General features: G+C 59.7%; 10 protein-coding genes and 1 tRNA gene. 7 read left to right on the forward strand and 4 right to left on the reverse strand.

What is annotated here, in order from left to right; all coding sequences use genetic code 11:
• The first annotated feature begins 173 nt into the window (after positions 1–173).
• From VGN12_18245 to VGN12_18270, 6 genes are all read left to right on the forward strand, one after another.
• Complete coding sequence (locus VGN12_18245; GenBank protein ID HEY4311396.1) at positions 174–3137, forward strand: serine/threonine-protein kinase; 2964 nt, start codon at positions 174–176, stop codon at positions 3135–3137.
• A gap of 52 nt (positions 3138–3189) precedes the next feature.
• Positions 3190–5328 (forward strand): hypothetical protein, encoded by a 2139-nt coding sequence (locus VGN12_18250; GenBank protein HEY4311397.1) that lies wholly within the window; start codon positions 3190–3192, stop codon positions 5326–5328.
• Positions 5329–5721: 393 nt separating this feature from the next.
• Positions 5722–6723, forward strand: coding sequence for a 3-deoxy-7-phosphoheptulonate synthase (gene aroF, locus VGN12_18255; GenBank protein ID HEY4311398.1), 1002 nt, complete (start codon positions 5722–5724; stop codon positions 6721–6723).
• A gap of 251 nt (positions 6724–6974) precedes the next feature.
• Positions 6975–8537, forward strand: a complete 1563-nt coding sequence (locus tag VGN12_18260) for a serine/threonine-protein kinase (GenBank protein HEY4311399.1) — start codon at positions 6975–6977, stop codon at positions 8535–8537.
• A gap of 300 nt (positions 8538–8837) precedes the next feature.
• Positions 8838–8910, forward strand: a tRNA-Glu gene (locus VGN12_18265).
• 390 nt (positions 8911–9300) lie between these two features.
• Positions 9301–10611, forward strand: a complete 1311-nt coding sequence (locus VGN12_18270) for a DUF1501 domain-containing protein (protein ID HEY4311400.1) — start codon at positions 9301–9303, stop codon at positions 10609–10611.
• Positions 10612–10862: 251 nt separating this feature from the next.
• Here VGN12_18270 and VGN12_18275 read toward each other — a convergent pair whose 3' ends face one another.
• The 3 genes from VGN12_18275 to VGN12_18285 form a co-directional block, all read right to left on the reverse strand.
• Positions 10863–12464 (reverse strand): tetratricopeptide repeat protein, encoded by a 1602-nt coding sequence (locus VGN12_18275; protein ID HEY4311401.1) that lies wholly within the window; start codon positions 12462–12464, stop codon positions 10863–10865.
• 200 nt (positions 12465–12664) lie between these two features.
• The gene (locus VGN12_18280) at positions 12665–13456 is read right to left on the reverse strand and encodes a class I SAM-dependent methyltransferase (GenBank protein HEY4311402.1); all 792 of its coding nucleotides are present in this window, start codon (positions 13454–13456) and stop codon (positions 12665–12667) included.
• Positions 13457–13914: 458 nt separating this feature from the next.
• A complete protein-coding gene (locus tag VGN12_18285; GenBank protein HEY4311403.1) occupies positions 13915–15534 on the reverse strand; it encodes a TolC family protein in 1620 nt (539 codons plus the stop codon).
• 624 nt (positions 15535–16158) lie between these two features.
• On the opposite strand from VGN12_18285, the gene VGN12_18290 reads away from it, so the two are divergent.
• Entirely contained in the window at positions 16159–16377 is a 219-nt protein-coding gene (locus VGN12_18290; protein ID HEY4311404.1) for a hypothetical protein, read from the forward strand.
• 451 nt (positions 16378–16828) lie between these two features.
• Here the strand turns inward: VGN12_18290 and VGN12_18295 are convergent, their stop codons facing one another.
• Complete coding sequence (locus VGN12_18295) at positions 16829–20017, reverse strand: efflux RND transporter permease subunit (protein HEY4311405.1); 3189 nt, start codon at positions 20015–20017, stop codon at positions 16829–16831.
• Positions 20018–20024: the final 7 nt, after the last annotated feature.

Consider the following 20024-nt stretch of genomic DNA (forward strand, 5'->3'; position numbering starts at 1 on the left):
CTCCCGGTGGCTCAAGAACGACTGCTGGCGTGCGGCACTTGGCACCCGTCGGCGATTGGACTTAGACTGAAATGTGCTGTCGATGGGGAATGGGGTTGCAAGCGTTGCACCTCAATTCGTCGATGCGGTGGTTAAGGCACTAATACGCGGCATGGGCAATCAACTAGGATTTCATGGCACTTAGCGTCCACGAATTCTGGCACTTGCTCGTCGCCAGCGGTTTGCACGACGAAGAGGATTGTCGCCGTTTGGCGGACGCGTATGCGAAGGCGCGTGAAACCGGCGCGATCGCGCGTACGGTTCCGCTCCCCGAGTGGATGCTCAACTCGGGCGCCATGACGCGCTATCAGGCCAAAATTCTTTTGGCCGGAAAGTCGGGCCCGTTTGTGTATGGAGATTATCTTGTCACCGATCGCATGGAAGTGGCTGGCCAACCGGGCCTGTTCCGCGCAATTCATCGGCCGACGAAGATCCCTGTCACGCTCTATTTTTTGAGCGGGGCGCTAACGGATCCTGACGTAGTCGACCAACTCAGGCGCGAGGCGGCAACTGCCGCGGCCTTGTCGCGGCATGCTCATTACGGTGCGTATCTGATTCACTGTCATACGCTGGTCGAACTCGAGTCTTACAAGTTTTTAGTTCTTGAAGAATTGCCTACCGCGACCCTCGCGGATCGGCTGGCTGGCGGGAAATCGTTGCCTCCGAAAGAGGCCCTGCGTATTGCCTGCGACGTGATGTCGGGGTTGGTCCCCTTCGGTGACGCGCACACGGGGCATGGTGCTGTACGGCCCGCGCGTGTGTGGCTGACGGCCGACGGGCGGGCGCGGCTGCCGACGTTCCCGCTGGCACGTGATCCGCTGGCCGTTATCGGCGCGCACGTCACGTTCGACATTGACGAGGCCGCGGTGAACTATTGCCCGCCGGAATGCGTGACCGGCGAGGCACCGAACATGGAAAGCGATATCTACAGCCTAGGGTGTGTTTTCTATGAGATGCTGGCTGGGAACGCACCGTTCCCGACGGGGGATCGAGAGCATCGTCTGAAACAACATTGCCAGGAAGTCCCGCTCCCTTTGGATAAGGTGAATCCGGCGATTCCCAAGCCACTGGCGGCACTCGTGCCGCGAATGCTCGCCAAGAAACCCGAAGATCGCAAGACCTGCGTGGCCGTCCTGTTGAAGCAGTTGGAAAAGAACTTCGAACCACTGCCGAGTCCTCCGGCGCGGGCCCGGCTCGACGACTGGCTGGCCGCGAACGGGGCAGGGCACGCAACGTCGTCATCCGGGGTAAATATCGGTGTGCCAACGATATTTAGTCCCAGCGAAAGTGGAACGTCCGCCAGAGCCTTCAAACGAAATCCAACACGCCGCAATCGTGTTCCGCTCATCGTGGCATGTGTTTCCGTGTTGTTGCTCGTCATTGGCGGCGGGGCTTACTTTCTGACCGGGATGCGAGCACCGCAAAAAATCGTTGCATTATCCCCGGCGATGCCGGAGCGAGCACCGAGTACAGCGACGCCGGTGACGGACGACGTGACCGCCGTCAACGACGAAACCGATTCGCAGGCAGGAAGCGCAGCCGAACCATCTGACGCTGCCGTGATGGCGCAACCGAATGAATCGAATCCGGCGACGACGACCGATCCGATCGTGGCCGTGGACGGCACCATGTGGGTTTCGCCTACTCAGGGCGCGCCGCTGGACTTGAAGTACCTGGCTCCCGGCGCGGAAGTGATCGTGGCCTTGCGCCCTGCGCAATTTGCCGATCAACCCGAAGCTGAAAAGCTTCTCGATCCGCGCACGCTCGGGCCGTTCGCCGAATTCGTCGCCACGGCGCTACCGACACTCGCGGGCACACCGCTCTCCGGTATCGACGCGGTGCTGATTGGCATTCTGGACGGCAGCAACGGTGCGCCGCGTCCGTCAGTCGTGATTTCACTGCGCGAGCCGCCGGAGTCGATAGAAACGCTGTTGAAGGCCTGGGGCGATCCCTCCGCCGTCGAGAACGATGGGATAACGATCTACAAGAAAGGTGATCTAGGATTTTGGTTTCCAGACGCCGATACACCGGGCAAAACGATCGTCATCGGGCCGGCGGAGCTAATTAAGGATGAAGTGATTCCGGCTGGCGAAAACCCTCCGGCGCTCAGCCGTGAGATGGAGGACCTGGCGGCTCTGAGCGATCGAGACCGCGATATCACGATCCTGGCTTCGCCAGGAATTCTGCACACCGGCAGCACCGATTGGTTCCCAGGGATCGGATCGCGTTTGCGCGCGCCGCTGGATTGGTTTCTCTCGGGGCACGAAGCAGATGGCGAGACGCCTGCAAAAGACCTTGCACCGGCAACGTCCACGGCCGGGGCGCGATCGATCGACATGTCGACGCACGGCTTGCCGCAAGCTGCTCTCGTCAGCGCGCATCTTTCTGGTGACGACTTATTCTTGGAACTCCGCGCGAGCACTCCTCTCAATACGCCGACGGCCAACCTGGCTCGTTCGTTTCGCGAGCGGATGGCACGCTTGCCCAAGCGCGTGAGCGAGTACATACGCACCCTGGATTTGAGCGACTATAGTCGCGACGTGCTGTTCGATTTTCCACTCATGGTTGAACAATTAGGTCGATATACCGTCGTGGGGACGCAGGGGCGGCAGGTGGTGTTGCGGGCCTATTTGCCGAGCGTGGCCGCACACAATTTGGCCCTGGGCTCACGTCTGGCGCTGGCCGAGCGACTTCGCTCGGGGGCGGCCGGTAGCGCACGGTCGGCAACCAAGGCCGCCGCACCTGAACCGTTGGCCAAGCGACTGGATCGCAAAATATCACTGGTTTTCGACCGGGCGACCTTGGAAAAAGCCCTGCAAATGGTGGGGGAGGAGATCGGGGCCGAGGTCTTGATTCGTGGCGCGGATTTGCAACTCGAGGGGATTACGAAAAATCAATCTTTCGGCCTCGACGAAAAGGAGCAATCGGCTCGAGAAATTTTGCGAAAAGTCATGATCCGGGCCAACCCGGACGGTAAGCTGATATATGTGGTCGGTCCCTCGTCCGGAGGGGGCGGAGAGACCCTGATCATTACGACGCGGGCCGCAGCCAGGCAACGAGGGGAAGCCGTGCCTGCTGAACTCGCTGAGCAACCGTAAACCCACGGACGCCCCTACGGCGCGGGGCTGACGACCGCTGGGAGCGCGAAAGATGGAATTGTTCGCGATTTGCTGTACGACCTGCAATGCCCGGCTGAAGGTGCGCGACGCCGCCGCCATTGGCAAGATCTTGGCTTGTCCGAAGTGCGGCAGCATGGTGCAAGTTGCCGCGCCGGCTGGGTGGGTTCCACCAACTCAGGAAACGGCGAGTAAGATTTCCGCTGAGCCCGCGACGGGTAGCACGATCGTCACCAAGGCGTTCGTTCCGGAGAAGGGAGCGAAGGTCACAAGCGCAGTGCCAAACCCAGCGGGGCAACCTGCCGCGGCATCTGCTGTCGGGGCGTCGACCGCTTCCGCGCCATTGGTTCCGGTGAAGGCCTCTGAGATGGTGCCCGCCGGCGCTACGTCATCGGCGGCGCCGAGCACGTCGCCAACGCCGATCAATCCCGATGACGTCCCTCCGATTCCCGTTGCTGAGCCTGGCCCAAGTCTTGTATCGCGCCTGGTGGATGCCGTATCGCAGCATCGGTTGGTGTTGCTTACGTTACCTGTCGTCCTGACTGTGCTCGCGCTATTTGCCTGGATCATGTTTCGTTCGGGCGGCGAGCCGAGTGAGAGCGTAGCATCAGCACCTGGTGTGGCGATTACCGCGCATGATCAGGACGATGCTGCCGTTTCTCCCGTACCGCAAGTGAATGACGACGTAGCAAACGCTACGCCCGCTGCCGGGCGGGAGCCATCCGACAACGTCGCGCCAAATAGTGCCGCCGATGATGGGGCGGCAGCCGACGGAGCGGCTGATGTCGCCGCCAATCGGCCTGAAAATCATCGTCGCGACCTAGCGGACCTGGCCGTAGATCCGTCCGTGGAAGACGCGGCAGCGGGGGATGGTGCTGCGCCTGCAGCCACACCAGACGCGGCCGGCAATGCTCGAAATATAGATCCCGCGGCTCCGGGGCACCTGGCAAAGCCGATCGTCCCCGTCGATGCCGCGCCCGAAGGCGATGAGATGCCCAAGGCGGCGATTGATGGTGAGGGCGCAGCCGCCGTCGCGGACGGTGAGATGGTCGTGGGGCAAGAATCGATGCCCCCCGTGGACGTAGTGGCACGGCTGGCCGATCCGCTGCCGTCGGTGCAATTCAAGCGTGTAGCGCTCGCGGACTTTTGTGATTTTCTGTCACGTATGAGCACGATTCCGATTTCGCTGGATGTCGACGCACTGGCAATGGTCAGTGTGCGGCCCGGGGATCAGTTCTCGATTTCGCTTGAGGACACGACGGTCGGTGATGCGCTGACGGAACTTCTTGCCAAGCGAGGCCTGATGTTCCTGGTCGAAGGGCAGCAGGTGATTGTGACCTCGCCTGACCGCAGAACGGCGAAACCCACTTCCACATCGTACGACGTAAGCGATCTAGCTCCTGGCGGCGGCGAAGAAGTGGCCCGGCTGGCCGCGCTTGTGCCGACATTCGTTTGTCCCACAAGTTGGCAAGAAAAGGGGGGCAAAGGGCGCATAAAGGTGGTCGACAGGGCATTCACGGTCGAGCAGGATCCAATCGTGCAACATGCCGTGGCCGTGTTTCTCGACAAGCTGCGCCAGGCACGCGGGCTCGCGACGAAAGAAAACCTCAAACCGGAAGAAGTGGCGCTCAAATCGAGCTACGCGCTGGCGAAGGCGAATCTCGACAAGGTGGTGACGGCAAATTTCAGCCTCGAGACGCCGCTGGTTGACGTTCTGTCGTGGTTGAGTCGCTCAACGGCGACGCGAATCATCGTCGACGAAGCATCACTGGCGCAAGCCGGACTATGGTCGCATCAGCCGGCGAAGGTCGTGGTCGAGAAGCAACCGCTTTATGAAGCTCTGTCGTCCCTGCTGACACCGATTGGCATGACCTACCGCATCGTCGACGAGCGCAACGTACAAGTCTTTGCACGGCAATCGTTGCCGGACCGGTACGATTTCGAGCTTTACCCGATGGCCGATTTGCTGGCTGCGCGGCTCGACCCCAAGGAAATCGTGTCACGACTACGCGGCCAGTTCGAAGCCACGACGTGGACCGAGGGAGGCGGGTTGGGGGCGGTAGAATTCGACGAAGCCAGCAAATGCCTGCTGGTCGTTCAAGCACCCGATTCTCAGGTGCGATTGGAAAACATGCTGCTACGGGCCAAACCGAACAGCCGGCCAGCCCCCTGAACCTGCGGGGCGGTGGTAGGCTCTCTAGTATTAGGCCTTGGAGGCCACCGGAGACGTTTTTGACCTAGGATTCACTGGCGGACAGTCCAACGCCGTTTCCGGTCATCCGGGCAGAGTAAGAGGTAATGCCAGTCATCGGCGCCAGGTGAAACGACGCCCGATGTCTTGCGACGAGCGGTTCTCGAGCGCAGAATACTTCCATGAACTCCGCGGCTACGACCTACTGGTTTTGGTTTTATTTTACCCCGACGGGTCGCGGGGCCGGAGGAGGTATCTAAACCTCACGCGACAGAGTTTTTCCAAAGCCCCGACGACCCGCTGTGGTCTTCGGGGCTTTTTTTGTTTTGAAGATTATCAAATCCGCATAGAGGAGTACCCAAGGTGATCGTCGTGATGAATAAAGATGCTACGGCTGACCAGGTAAACCACATGGTCGAACGGATCACGAACTTAGGGTTGAAGCCGCACGTGCTGCACGGCGTCGAACGCACCGTCGTGGCGGCGATCGGCCCCGAGGTCAATGGCTTGAAAGAATCGCTCGAGAGCGGCGTCGGCGTCGCCGAGGTGCTGCCGATCCTGGCTCCCTACAAGATTGCCAGCCGCGAAGTGAAGAAGGAGCCAACGGTCGTCCGCGCCGGTAGCCTGACTGTCGGCGGGGGCACGATCGGCGTCATCGCCGGCCCCTGTTCAGTCGAAACCGAAGAGCAATTGCTCTCCACCGCGAAGGCATGTAAGGCGGCGGGCGCGACGGCGCTGCGTGGCGGCGCCTTCAAACCGCGCACCAGTCCCTACAGCTTTCAGGGGCTGAAGGAAGACGGTCTGAAACTGTTGGCTGCCGCGCGCGAGGCCACTGGGTTGGCCGTGGTCACCGAAGTCGTGGCGACCGAGGATGTGGCACTCGTGGCCCGTTATGCCGACGTGCTGCAAATCGGCGCGCGCAACATGCAGAACTATCGCTTGCTGGAAGCGGCCGGCAAGGGAGGGAAGCCCGTGCTGTTGAAGCGCGGCCCCAGCGCGACGATGGAGGAATTGCTGCTGGCGGCGGAATATATTCTCGACGCGGGCAATCCCGACGTCATGCTATGCGAGCGCGGTATCCGTACCTTCGAATCTCACACGCGTTTCACATTGCCGCTGGCGTCAGTGGCTTATCTGCACGCCAAGACGCACTTGCCCGTCGTTGTCGATCCGAGCCACGGCACAGGGCACACGTATCTGGTCCCGCGGATGGCCGCGGCAAGCGTGGCCGCCGGCGCCGACGGGTTGATTCTGGAAGTGCATCCTGACCCGGAAAATGCGCTTTCTGACGGTTATCAGTCGCTGAACTTCAAGCAATTCGGCGAGACGATGGCGCTCTGCCGGCGTGTGGCCGAATCCTTGGGACAAAAGATGTAACCGTTTGTACGGCTTAAGCATTCTGCGCGGTTGCTGCCGTGGCTCGCTCGGTTGTCATTTGAGCTGCGCAGGTTCATACTTGAACGGTCGATGCGCGCGAGTCGTGGGCTGCGCACGGTAACGCGAGGCGCGCGTTTTTTTGCTTGCATGCGTGCGTAGGGAACGGCGGCGAGAAGTCGTTATGGCCACGCTCCCGTCGGCCAGACTGCAGCAGTAAGAATATTCCCGCGGAGACCCCTCGGCGTATCAGCATGGCGGACGTCTCTCCGAAAGCACGCGATGCCGCTGGTGACGTCGATCTTTCCGGTCGGCAGTTCGACGATTTCTATTTGCTGCGCCGCCTGGCACAAGGAGCCATGGCCGAGGTTTATCTGGCCGAACAGCGGTCACTGCGCCGGCAGGTTGCTTTCAAAGTGCTGAAAAGTGATCTCGCCAAGGATGAAAGCTATGTCAAACGCTTTCATAACGAAGCGCACGCCGCTGCCAGCCTGGTTCACGCGAACATCGTGCAGATTTACGCCGTCGGGTGCGCGGACCAGGTGCATTACATCGCCCAGGAATATGTCCAAGGGCAGAACCTGAGCGAATGGATGAACCGCCGTGGCCCCCCCGAGGTCGCGGTGGCTGTAAAGATTATGCGGCAAGTCACGGCAGCGCTGCAAAAAGCCGCTGAACGCGGCATCGTGCATCGTGACATCAAGCCCGAGAACATCATGATCGGGCGATCAGGAGAGGTGAAGGTGGCGGATTTCGGGCTGGCCCGACAAGCCAGCGGCGGCGCTGGTCTCGCCCTAACACAGGTCGGCGTGACGATGGGAACGCCGCTGTACATGAGTCCGGAACAGGTCGAGGGGCGGCCGCTCGATCCGCGCAGCGACTTGTATTCCTTTGGTGTGACTTGCTACCAGATGCTGGCCGGCAGCACGCCTTTTCGTGGCGAGTCGGCCTTGGCAATCGCGGTGCAGCATCTAAAAACTCAGCCGAGCCGACTGGAGAATATTCGCACCGATCTTCCACCGGCTTTGTGCCGGATCGTACACAAATTGCTGGCCAAGGATCCGCAGGGCCGGTACGCCACGGCCCGCGACCTGATGCACGATTTGCGCATGCTGCAATTGCCGGGCGACGACGCCTGGGAAGATAGTGACGAGTTGCCGCCCGAGGAGCGCGAAGCGCTGGCTACGATCGGCGCCGCCACGCAGCACCTGGCGGCCGTGATGAGAACATCGTCGTTGCCGATCATTCGCCGACGATTCTATGCATTGGTCGCAGTGGGAACGATCGCCGCGTTTGCCGCCGGCGGATTGTTGGCGTGGGAAACGCAAAAGCCGCTGCTCGCCACCGCCGGGCAAAACCAGATCCGCAAGTACGAAGACGGCGGGCAACAATTCATGTTTGCCTCGATGTCGCCGACCAATCGCGAGACCTGGCTGAAGAGCGTCGCCAAATATTTTCCGCGCGACCGAGAATCGATCGCCAAGGCCAATCAGGAATTGGCCCTTTTCTATCTGCAAATGGACCGACAGTTCGAGGCGTTGATGGTCTTCGAAGAATTGGCCGGCAGCCCCGAGCCGGATCAGCGGGCCTTTGGCCTGGCCGGCGCCAGTTTAATGCGCGCTCGCAAAGGGGAATACCAGCAGGCCGTGACCGATTTGATGGAGCTGTGGCCCATTCGCAAGAACCTCACCGATTCGCGCATGGCGCCGCTGGTGCAAGTCGCCCTGAGCGAAGTCCGCAAACATCGGGGTCAAGAGGTCGCGGCCGAATGGGAGGATTGGCAGAAGTCATTGCAGACGCTGGATACGGAGAATTGAGCCGGCCGTGGTGCTATGTCCGAGCGAGGCCTGATGCGAATCCTTTCTCGCTCGTTGCCGGGGTGGCATTGAAGGCGACCGAGGGGAATCGTCTCTTGGTACGAGTCGTTGAGAATTTATGATCACCCGATCGCGTAGGCCGTCACCCCGGGTTGACAGCCAGGCGATAAGGAGGTACCAAACTAGCTTCGCCCTGTCCTGCAGAGGACAGCCCGGGCCACAGGCCCGCGGCGATGGGCGAAAGAGTTCGTCGGCGGCGCGGTTCGATCGAGATCGAGTCAGCCTGCTTGGCGCGCGCACGCCCCCATCGTCTAGAGGCCTAGGACGTCGGGTTCTCAGCCCGAAAACCGGGGTTCGACTCCCCGTGGGGGTACTTGACATAATGGCAAGTATTCGCAGGATACCGCTGGCCCCGGCAAAACCGGGGCTTTCTTATGCGCTGATGGTTGCTCGTGCGACTCGGTGCGCTCCTCTGCGTGCGCCTGCTGCGCCGCTTTCGGTTTGCTCTTGATGGCCCGCGCGAAGTGCTCATCCGTCAGTTGCAGATAATGCTTTCGTGCGACGCTTTCGCTGTTGCCAATTCATGCATAGACGAAATGGGCCGGAAACTCCTCCCACAGATTCTAATTCGACCGGCCGCCTCCCAAATGTCGCGATCAGGTTTTTGAACGTGTCTTACGCACATACCCAGTCACTTGTTAGAATTTCTCGAGAGGCGCTGATTTCTGTCGATAGCGCATGCCAGCCGTGAGGGGACGACGACATGTCGCCTGATCCAAGTTCGCATCACGCCCGCATTTCGCGCAGGACCGTGCTGCAGATCGGCTCACTGGCACTGGGCAATCTCACGTTGGCGGACTGCTTGCGCTGTCGCGCCGAAGCGGCCCAGCCAGTTGATACCGCAGTGATCCATGTGTTCATGGGAGGGGGGCCGAGCCAGATTGACCTCTATGACCTGAAGCCTGGCGCACCGGCTGAAATTCGCGGAGAGTTTCTTCCCGTATCTACCAGTGTTCCTGGTGTGCAGATTTGCGAGCACTTGCCGCATCTGGCGAGTGCACTGAAATATCTGACGATCGTACGATCGGTGGCCCACCTCGAGCCGGGCCATTTGCCGGCATCGCACTGGATGATGACCGGCCACCGCCCGCCCCCGTCAACGACGAGGAACGTGAATCCATCATGTGGGTCAATAGTGGCCCAGGCGCGAGGAGCGAACGTTCAGGGCTTGCCAGCCTATGTCAGCATTCCGCGGCGACAGTTGCTGGGCGCCGCCGCTTTTCTCGGCGCTGCTTACAATCCGTTCACGATCGAAAGCGATCCGAATTCTGCACAATATAAGGTACGGAATCTTAACTTCCCCAGTGACATGACCGTTGCGCGTCTCGAAGACCGCACCGACCTGCTGCACAAACTCGATCGGTTGCGGCATGACAGTGACCGCGCAGGCGAGTTTCTGGCGCTCGACAAGTTCTCGCGCCAGGCCATTGAAATGGTCAGCGGCCCACATGCACAAAAGGCCTTCGACTTGAGCCAGGAGCCGACCGCTACGCGCGAGTTATATGGCCGCACGTCTGCCGGTCAAGGTTGTCTGCTTGCACGACGATTGGTGGAAGCGGGCGTTACATTCGTCACGGTGCTGTCCGGCGGAGAGTGGGATACGCACGTCGACAACTTCACCACGCTCAAAAACAAGTCGCTCCCCCCCGTCGATCGCGCGCTCGCCGCATTGGTAACGGACTTGTATCAAAGGCACCTTGATCGGCACGTTCTCTTATTGGTCTCCGGCGAGTTCGGCCGCACACCCAAGATTAATCCCCAAGCAGGACGGGACCATTGGCCCGGTGCGTTTTCAGTACTGTTTGCCGGAGGCGGGATGAATGTTGGGCGTACGATCGGCGCCACCGACAGCCAGGGCATGTATCCTGTGACGCATCCTTTTTCGCCCGGAGATGTTCTGGCCACGGTCTATAACTTTTTGGGCATTAATACCGCGCGCGTCTTTCCTGATAGCATGGGTCGGCCGGTGCCAATTCTGTCGGAAGGGAAGCCTATCGCAGAGTTGTGGAGTTGACGTTGCGTCGACGGCACGTTGCTCGCGTTTCGCGGCCTTGTCTGCAGGGGGGATCGACGGTATCGACTTGCTGTAGCTAAACAAACTGCCGGCAGATTAACTGAAACAATCGCGGCAGCGTCCGAGTTAATCCCGCCCGACTGCTCGATACCAGCCGAGGCGTTCGCTTTCGTTGCCACCTGTCGCACCAATGGAGTCGCTTTCCGTGTGGCAGCCGATTCTGCCGCGCCCTACCGCAATTGCCGAGGTTGTTATGGGCCATTTTGCGGCGTGCGATTGCCCGTGGCTTTTTCGAGGAGCGATTGCGCCTTCTCACGATAGGGCCAGTCGGCCGGCGCTTTGGACAGGGCCCGTTGTAAGTCCGCAGCGGCGAGCGATGCCTGGCCGTGGTCCAGGCGGAAGGCCGCGCGAAGTAAGAGTGCGAACGGATAATCTGGTACTTCGCGCAGGGCATCATTCACATCCGACTCGGCCCCGCTGATATTGCCGTTCTGTATCCGCAGATTGGCGCGTTCGATAAGGGCCAGCGGGTAGGCGCCTTCCGCGTGGAGGATCGCGGAGTCGTAACTTCGTAGCGCGTCGGCCGTGCTGCCTTGCTCCAAGAACTGTCGTCCTCGAATCAGGTCTTGACCCGCCACTAGTAGGGGCGGCGGATCGATCCAGTTCTTGATTTCGGTCGCCAGTGTTTCAACTTGCCAGCTGCGCATCCACATTACGTGATAAGCGGGTAACGACAGGTTGGCGAGCACCACCGCCGGTAGGAACATTGCGGCAAGCATTGCCGGCCTGCCTGGCAACGGTTTGTGAATCGTTTGAAGTCGCCACTCCTCGCATAGCCAAATGCTCAAGAGAAATGCAGGGCTGCTCATCATCAACGAGCGCGACATGTCGGCGGCAATAAACAGCCCACCGACGGCTGTGCCAATTACGAGGAAGACGAAGGTCAAAGCCCAGCCTGCGCCGACGCGGCGCCAAACCAGGACAATCGCGGCGCCGATGACGAGCCATCCGGCGCGATATCCCGACCAGAGCGCCTTGGCAAAACTCGTCCATGCGACGTCGCGTACGGCGCTCAAGTGGTCCTTCACGTAAGCCGTCGAACCGGGGTCGCCACGCAGCCAGGCAACAGCGCGAATCGCTGGATAAGGCACACTGGCGACCGTGGCCACGACCAGGTCCAGCAACAATTCGCGCCACTGCTTTTGTTCGATCTGCCGCCGCGCAATGGCTCGCACTGCCATCGTCGCCGGCAAGGCGAGGACGAAACGTTCATCGACCCACGGTGTTATGAGGCAGGCAAACGCCAGTAGCCAGCGCGACGGCGCAAACGCGGCCGTCAGTAGTCCAATAGTTAGCCACGAGTCGAAATGCACTAGCCAACTGCTGGAGACGAAGAACCACGGGAGAGCGGCGAACAGACCGGTGGCTAGGCATGTCGGCCACCAACGTCCAAATCGTTGGTGCGTCAGCCATGCGACACCCCAGAGAGCGAGTACGCAACCAATTTGCGGCAGGGCGACATACCAGGACCTGGGTAAGTGGAAAAAGTGCCAACTGACGGGAAAGAAGAGCCGCCAGGCGATAACCTGATGAGTCGGATTCGTAATCGGCGCGCAGGGGTCGTCGAGCTGAGCCAACGAAACGAGCGCCCGATCCAATTCCGGTTCATGGCGAAGGCCCCACGGCAAGTCTTCGCCGAACGATAGTCCTCGCCACAGCCCAAAGCGTGGCGCGAAGCGGCACGTTATGACTCCTGCCGCGGCGACAGCGACGACCAGAGCAAGGATCGCGGTGCGCCAGGGGGATGCGCGGCCGACGGGCGATTCAGCGAGGCCGCGGCAAGTGTCGGGCAAAAGTATCTACTCCGGCCGGCGGCGGCGCGTGAGCCCTTGCGGATGAATGCAACGCGCTAGTTTTGCATGCCGGTAGAAGAATCGCAACAGTTGAGAACGAAGCCGCAAAGTTGCGGGTCAGAATACGAGACGGCCAAGCATCGAATTTTGGAACGGAGTTCCGACTACTTGTGCCCCACCAAGCGGATGGCCACGCAACGTTACAGCACTGGGTTGCGGGCGATGCGAACGCTGAGGCTTCTGGGGAGCGCGTTGAGCAAGGCCTCGAAGGCGAGGATCGCAAACATTGGCATCCGCACGACGAAGTTTTTGGCCATGACATAGAACGAACACTTAGCGAAGCCAACCTTTTTGAACAGGGGCTTCAATTCGGTGACCGTGTACTCTTTCAAATGGAATCCCGTCGCCACGGAATCGAACGCCTCGGAAACGTCGTGCGGTCCGCTGAGACGACTAGGGGTGATGCAGACGTATCTCCCGCCCGGCGATAAGGCATGATAGATGTTTTGCAGTTGTTCCAGCGCGTCATCAGGATGCAGGTGCTCCATCAGTTGGTTGCTGTAGGCCACTTGCACGCTGTTCGGCGGCACCGGAATACTCGTGCCGTCGGAGAGGATCAACTTGAAGTTTGAGGGGGGTGTAAAGCCCTTGGTCACTTCGTCCGAGACATCGACGGCGTAGACCTGCTTGACGTGTTTCGTCATCTCGAGTGCCACGGCACAGTCGCCGGCACCGACTTCCAGATAGGTGTCGCTCGGCTTGATGAAGCGCTTGAGAAATTGGTACTGCCGGGCGACGGAAGCTGCCTTGATCTCGGGAGATTGCTTCTGAACGTGTTGCGGATGCAAGGGCACCCGTCGAAACATTTCGTCGTAGACTTCGCCAAACAGCGTACGGCGCTCTTCCTTCGTGGCGTTGCGCAGCCGGTTGGCCAGTTCCTTTTCAATCTCATAATGTTGGCGCAGCTGCTCGAGCGTTCTCGTATCCGCCATCTAACTGACTCACTGCAGGTGAAAAACGAAGGAGACGTTCCGCATTCGATCGGGGCAAGCAACTTGAGCTTAACATTATAGTCTCCCGCGGAGACGAGGTTGAGGTTGCGATTGCCCCGAGAAAAAAGGCGGTTTTGGCCCAGAAATGACGGGCTTTGGACAGACGCAGTCGCCGGGAAGATCTCACGCCAGACGTCGCGAGAATTGTAAGTGCGCGATGGGGCGCTTGCATCCCTCGGTCGAAACGTAGAAACCACGCTCGGCAAATAGGCCGCGTCTTGGGAATAGAGTGCCTGATGCGTTCCGAAAGCCGAGGACGCCTGATCTCGCATCGCTTCGCGAACTCATGCTTCAAGCGACTCATCGCCTGTCGTGATCGCTTTCCGCCGGACGGAAATTGTGAAGGCCTAGGACGAGATGAGAGAATCTCGCCCTAGGCCTCACGCGGCTTGCATAGCTCACGATACGGGAGGTATACGCGACGGTTGTCGCCGATTCTCGACCGATGGCGGTGCCTGCATCGCGGGGGCAGGGGGGACCGGTCCAGGAATGACGGGGCCACGCGGCGCCGGCCCCTGGATCGCGGGGCCTGGCGGATTGGGCCCTTGCCCGGCGGGGCCAGGCTGGCCTTGAACCGGCGGGCCAGGGGGTATGGCTTCCTGGTCCTGGCCGGGGGCTGGTACTTCCTCGGCCGGCGCCTCGGGCTGTAGGAACGGTATCCGGAACCGCGGCGGAGTCGGGACCATGACCTGGATCGGGCCGCCCACGTTACGCCAACCACCGCCGAGCGCCTGATACGCATTCACCACGGCGGACAGTTGCTCTTGCTTGGTTTCGATGATGACGATTCTTGCGTCGTTGCGGTCTCGCAAGGCAGTTAGCACATCCAGGTATTCGATACGAGCGTTCTGGAAGAGCTTGCCCGCGATATCCACGGCCTCTTCCAAGGCGACCAGTTGTTGCTTCTTGATCTCGATGCTGCGGCTGTAATTCTGCACCTTAGCCACGGCGTTGATCACCTCGGTAAATCCATTCAGGATCGTGCGTTGATACTCGTAGAGCGCCTGCAACTGACGTGCATTGGCGTTCATGTAATCCGCCTGGATCGCTCGCCGATTGACTAACGGAGCGACCAGTCCGCCGGCCACGCTGTAAATCAAGGACTCGGGGGTGAAGAATATGTACTTAGGCTGGAAGGCTTCGTAGCCCACGCCGGAGGTGATGATCAGCCGTGGGAAGAAGTTAGCCCGGGCTACGCGGATGTCGATGCCGGAAGCCGCCAGTTCGCGCTCGGCCTGGCGAATATCCGGGCGATTCTGCAAGAGTTGCGACGGTACACCGACGTTCAGCGCCTGCAGTTGCAAATCGAGGAAGGCGGCCGATGTGCGTTGCACCGGCTGCGGGAAACGACCGCAGAGAAAATTGATGCGGTTTTCGGTCTGAACAATTTCCTGATAGATGATCAGCTTCTGGCTCTGATTCTTGCGAACTTCGGCCAGGAAACGTTGGACGCCCAATTCAGTGCCTCGGGCCCCTTCCTTCTGGGCCTTGGCCAGTTGCAGACTTTGCTCCATCAACGCGATGGTGTTATCCAAGGTCTCGAGTTGTCGATCGAGCCCCATCAGCGTGTAATAGTTCTCGGCGATCTCGGCGACCATGCGGGTGACGATGAAATTTCGTCCGTCGATCGTACCGAGGTAGCGCATTCCTTGCGCGTCGCGAGCATTGCGCAATTGCCTCCAGATGTCGACCTGCCAGGTAAGGCTGGCCCCCAGCAAGAAATCAGGCAGCGGGTTCGGAAATGGTCCGCCGTTGGGCGTCACGATCTGGCTGAGGTCGGCGCCCAGGGGGGTGTAAGTGCTGAGCTTATCGTACGACGCGTTTGCCCCAAGACTGACAAAGGGCAAGTAAGCACCCGAGCGACGCCAGATCTCGTTGTTGGCGATCGCGATATCCTGAGCCAGGATGCGCAGTTCCTGGTTGAAGACCAGCGCCTGGTCAATCAACGAGAGCAGCGGTCCGTCATTGTTGAAAAACGCGGCGGGCGGCATCCACGACGTATTGTCGGCGGTGGACACGCCGTTGAAGTCTGGCGGAATTGGCGCCGCCACCTGCGGCCCGCGGAGCTTGGGTATTCCGCAGGCAGGCAATAAGATCAGCAGGCCACAGGCGCACGCTGAAATGATCGCGATTGGTAAGTATTTGGTTCTCGAAGATCTCGCTAAGGTCTTCATCCGTCTCGTCCTTGATGAGCTTTCGCTTGTCGGCAATCCGCTCAGGTTGCCCGACCCGAGCCCACGCGGGAACGGAATACATGGTTGGCAGCGCGCCCCATAACTTGAGCGCCAAGCCAGACCGGCTCCGTCGCATGAAGCTAACCTTCCCGGCAGCGGTGATCGCACACGAGCGTCCTGCTCGTACGAAAGTGCGATATCCAAGACTTGCATCGTCGACGAGAGTGGCGATGCGGTGATGAATTGCGATCAGTCGCTACAAGCTAACACCGTTGAGGCGCGCAGCGCCCGCGATGTCGATGCTAGCAATCGCGATTCAAGCAGATGGGAAATTAAGAGGTAGTGCAGGCATTGCTAGCTTGTTGTCAGGCCGTGGCTCTTCCACACGCGCTGCACCATGGCGGGAGAAGTTCCGAGAGCCGCTGCTAGCGAACGAGTGCTCCAGCGGGCACGATGGGGAGGTGGCTCATGGAGCGTCTTGTGAAGGATCTGCTGAGCCAGCAGTGCGGATTTTTCGGTGCGCTTGCCACCCCGCGGGGCATCTCTCTCAATTCCGGCGAGACCGCGTTCGGCGAAGCGGCGTCTCCACAGACAGACCGTCTTGGTGCTACAGCGAAGGTCTCGAGCGATCTCCTCGTTATGCAAACCAGAGGCGGCCAAAAGGGCGATTTTCGATCGCAGCACTAATCGCGCAGGGGTCGAACGTCCACGCGCCCAGCGCTGCAACGCTATGCGGTCGCCGTCTGATAGCTTGATAGCAGGCGCAACTCTCATCAGGACAGTGGTTCGTGAGTTGTGATCCCGAGATCGTTTCGAGTAGCTGTTCGTGAATCACGCACCGCCCTGTTTCGCCAATCAGGCGACGGCTGATGGGATGGCCACGACACGTCGTCCGGCCGACGTATCTGCGTCGCTGCGTCCGGAAACGGCTGCGGTGAGTTTGACGGACCTGCTAGCAACCGGACACAACGCCGCAGCGCTGATTCAGCAAACTCCGCGACGTACGTGGCAAGTGCTAACAACGCGGGGCGAACGTGGATGGTCGGGCGGCGGTTGTCGGCAATGTCTCGTCGTGCGTGTCACGCAGCGAGCGAGAACATAAATCCTCGACGATCGGCCTACGGCAAACCCAGGGGGATCAGCCGTGTTCCGGTTCGTCGGAAGGCAGCTTATGCTCGAGGACCTCACTAAGAGGTTCGCCGGTCTCATCCTGCAGCAGCTTACGGTCCCCGGACATCACCGCGAACACATAGTACAGGCCGGGGATAACCAATACCCCGATGATGGTACCCAAGAGCATTCCACCGACAGCCGTCGTGCCAATCGTGCGGTTGCCGATGGCCCCCGGGCCGCTGGCGCGAACCAAGGGAATCAGACCGGCGATAAACGCGAAGGACGTCATCAGAATCGGCCGGAAGCGCAGCTTACCGCCTTCGATGGCTGCGTCCTTGATGCTCACACCTTCATGATGTCGTTGGACGGCGAATTCGACGATAAGAATCGCGTTCTTGCCCAACAGACCGACGAGCATAACCAGGCCGATCTGGCAGTACACGTCATTGGCCAAACCCATGGCCTGCAGGAATAAGAACGAACCGAAGATGCCCACCGGTAGCGACATGATGACCGCCAGCGGCAGGATAAAGCTTTCGTATTGTCCGACCAGCACCAGATAAACGAACACGACCACGATGATGAAGATGAAGATCGCCAGGTTTCCCTTGTTCGCCTCGTCATAGGCGAGGGCTTCCCAACCGAGGCCGTAACCGCGCGGCAATGTTTCGGCTGCGACCTGCTTGATCGCGTCGATGGCTTGACCGCTGCTGAAGCCGGGGGCCGGCGAAAGCTGAATCGGAGCTGAGGGATACAGGTTGTAACGGTTGATCTCGTTCAAGCCTTGTTGCTTCTTGAGCGTCATGAACGAAGAGTAAGGAACCATTTCCCCCTTGTCGTTCTTGACGAACAGATTCTCGAAATCCTCAGGGTAGCGGCGAAACTGCGGCAAGGCTTGGACGAACACCTTGTAGAACTGGTTGAAGCGAATGAAGCCTTGTTCCCAGGTGCTGCCCACGACGATGGAGAGATTGTCCATTGCATCTTTAATCGACACGCCCTTCTGCATGGCGACGTCGTTATTGATGACCAGCTCGTACTGCGGATAGTTGCTGGCAAAGAACGTGAAGATACTTTTCACCTCCGGACGTTTTGCCAACGCGGTGAGGAACTTCTCGGTCTCCTCGCCCAGGCGCACGTAGTTCATCGTGTTCGTCTTATCCAAGACGCGCAACGAGATACCGCCGGCAGCGCCGAAGCCGGGGACGGCGGGGGGCTCGAAGAATTCGAGCTTTACATTGGTCATTTGTTTGCACGCACGCTCGAGTTCCTCGATGATCTGCTTCGAGGTCATCTTGCGTTCGGACCAGCTCTTCAAATTGATGAGGCACGTACCGGCGTTCGAGCCGCGGCCCTCAGTCAAAACCTCATAGCCGGCCAACGCGGAAACCGAATTCACGCCTTCGATCGACTTGGCGATTTCCTGCAGCTCGGTGCTCTTGGAGTTGGTGTACTCGAGCGTCGAGCCAGGCGGCGTTTGGAGAATCCCGTAGATCATCCCTTGGTCTTCGAGCGGGATGAAGCCGGTGGGCAGCACAGTATTCACGAGGAAAATGCCGACGCCAAAGCCCGTGATGACCAACATCGTCAGCGCGCGGCGCGTCACGATCGGCCGCAAGAACGCGGCATAGCCGGTTGTCACCTTCTCGACGCCACGATCGAAGAAGCGCAGGAAGATGGCGAGCGGAGTCCGCCGTTTATGAGTGGTATGCGGCTTAAGGATCATCGCGCAGAGAACTGGTGTAAGCGTCAAGGCGACGACACCGGAGAGAATGATGGAGGTGGCCATCGTGATGCCGAACTGGCGGTAGAAGGTGCCCACCGGCCCAGTCATGAACGTCACCGGAACGAAGACCGCGGTCATCACGAGGGTGATGGCGATGATCGCACCGCTGATCTCGTTAATAACTTCCTTGGTCGCTCGATAAGGCGAAAGATGCTTTTCGTGCATCTTGGCATGCACGGCCTCGACCACCACGATCGCGTCGTCGACCACGACGCCGATCGCGAGTACTAGCGCGAAGAGTGTGATCAGGTTGATCGACAGGCCGAACAACTGCAGGAAAAAGAACGTCCCGATCAACGATACCGGCACCGCCAGGGTCGGAATGAGCGTGGAACGCCAATCCCCCAGGAACAGGAAGACCACCAGAGAGACCAACACGAAGGCTTCGAGCAAGGTGTGGAGCACCTGCTCGATGGACGCCTCGAGGAACGTGGAAACGTCGTAGCTGACCTGAAAGTTCATACCCGGAGGGAATGAACTTTCCTTGATCTCGGCGAGTTTCTCCTTGACTTCGTCGATGACGTTGGCGGCATTGGTGCCGGGGATTTGTTTGAGAACGATGGCCGCCGAAGGATAGCCGTCCATATTCGAGTAAATATTATAATACGAAGGGCCGAGTTCGACTTCGGCAATATCCTTGAGTCGCAGGATCTCACCATCAGGATTGGCCTTCAAGACGATATTCTCATACTGCTCCGGCTTGTTGTAGCGGCCGACCCAGGTCAGCACGTACTCGATTGTTTGCGACGTTCTGCCGGTCGCCTGGCCAAGTCGCCCGGGGGACCCGAGCATACTCTGTTTTCTGATGGCCTCCATGACGTCGTCGGATGAGACGTTGTAGGCCCTCATGCGATCGACGTTCAACCACACCCGCATGGCTAGCGCGCGGCTGCCGAGAATATTCGCGCTGCCGACGCCCCGGACGCGCTTGATCTCGGGAACAATGTTAACGAACGCGTAGTTATAGAGGAAATCCTGATTATGGGACGGATCCGTGCTGTAGATGTTGACGTACATCAACATGCTCGTCATGGACTGGAGGACGATGATGCCCTCCAACTCGACGATCGGTGGAAGCCGTTGCTTGACCGTTTGGATACGGTTCTGCACGTTCAAGACGGCCACGTTCGGATCCGAGCCGGGCTCGAAGATGATCAGGATCGTGGCCTCGCCGGCACTCGTTCCGGCGGAGACCATATAGCGCATGTTCTGTACGCCATTGATGGACTGCTCCAGGATGACCAGCACCGAGTCGACCAACACCTGAGCACTGGCGCCGGGATAGGCGAGCGTAACGACGACGCTCGGCGGCGCAACGTTCGGAAACTGCGAAATTGGCAGGGTCGTGATCGACAATCCCCCCAAGAACAGGATGATGATCGAGATAACGATCGCCAACGCCGGTCGATGGAGAAATTGTGAAAACATATTTCTG

The sequence above is a fragment of the Pirellulales bacterium genome, from assembly GCA_036499395.1.
Taxonomy (GTDB): domain Bacteria; phylum Planctomycetota; class Planctomycetia; order Pirellulales; family JACPPG01; genus JACPPG01.

What these genes read in the sequence shown, in the direction of transcription:
- VGN12_18270 (HEY4311400.1), top strand. Translation starts at nt 9,301, where the DNA reads ATGTCGCCTGATCCAAGTTCGCATCACGCCCGCATTTCGCGCAGGACC.
- aroF (HEY4311398.1), top strand. Translation starts at nt 5,722, where the DNA reads ATGAATAAAGATGCTACGGCTGACCAGGTAAACCACATGGTCGAACGG.
- VGN12_18260 (HEY4311399.1), top strand. Translation starts at nt 6,975, where the DNA reads ATGGCGGACGTCTCTCCGAAAGCACGCGATGCCGCTGGTGACGTCGAT.
- VGN12_18250 (HEY4311397.1), top strand. Translation starts at nt 3,190, where the DNA reads ATGGAATTGTTCGCGATTTGCTGTACGACCTGCAATGCCCGGCTGAAG.
- VGN12_18245 (HEY4311396.1), top strand. Translation starts at nt 174, where the DNA reads ATGGCACTTAGCGTCCACGAATTCTGGCACTTGCTCGTCGCCAGCGGT.
- VGN12_18280 (HEY4311402.1), bottom strand. Translation starts at nt 13,456, where the DNA reads ATGGCGGATACGAGAACGCTCGAGCAGCTGCGCCAACATTATGAGATT.
- VGN12_18295 (HEY4311405.1), bottom strand. Translation starts at nt 20,017, where the DNA reads ATGTTTTCACAATTTCTCCATCGACCGGCGTTGGCGATCGTTATCTCG.
- VGN12_18290 (HEY4311404.1), top strand. Translation starts at nt 16,159, where the DNA reads ATGGAGCGTCTTGTGAAGGATCTGCTGAGCCAGCAGTGCGGATTTTTC.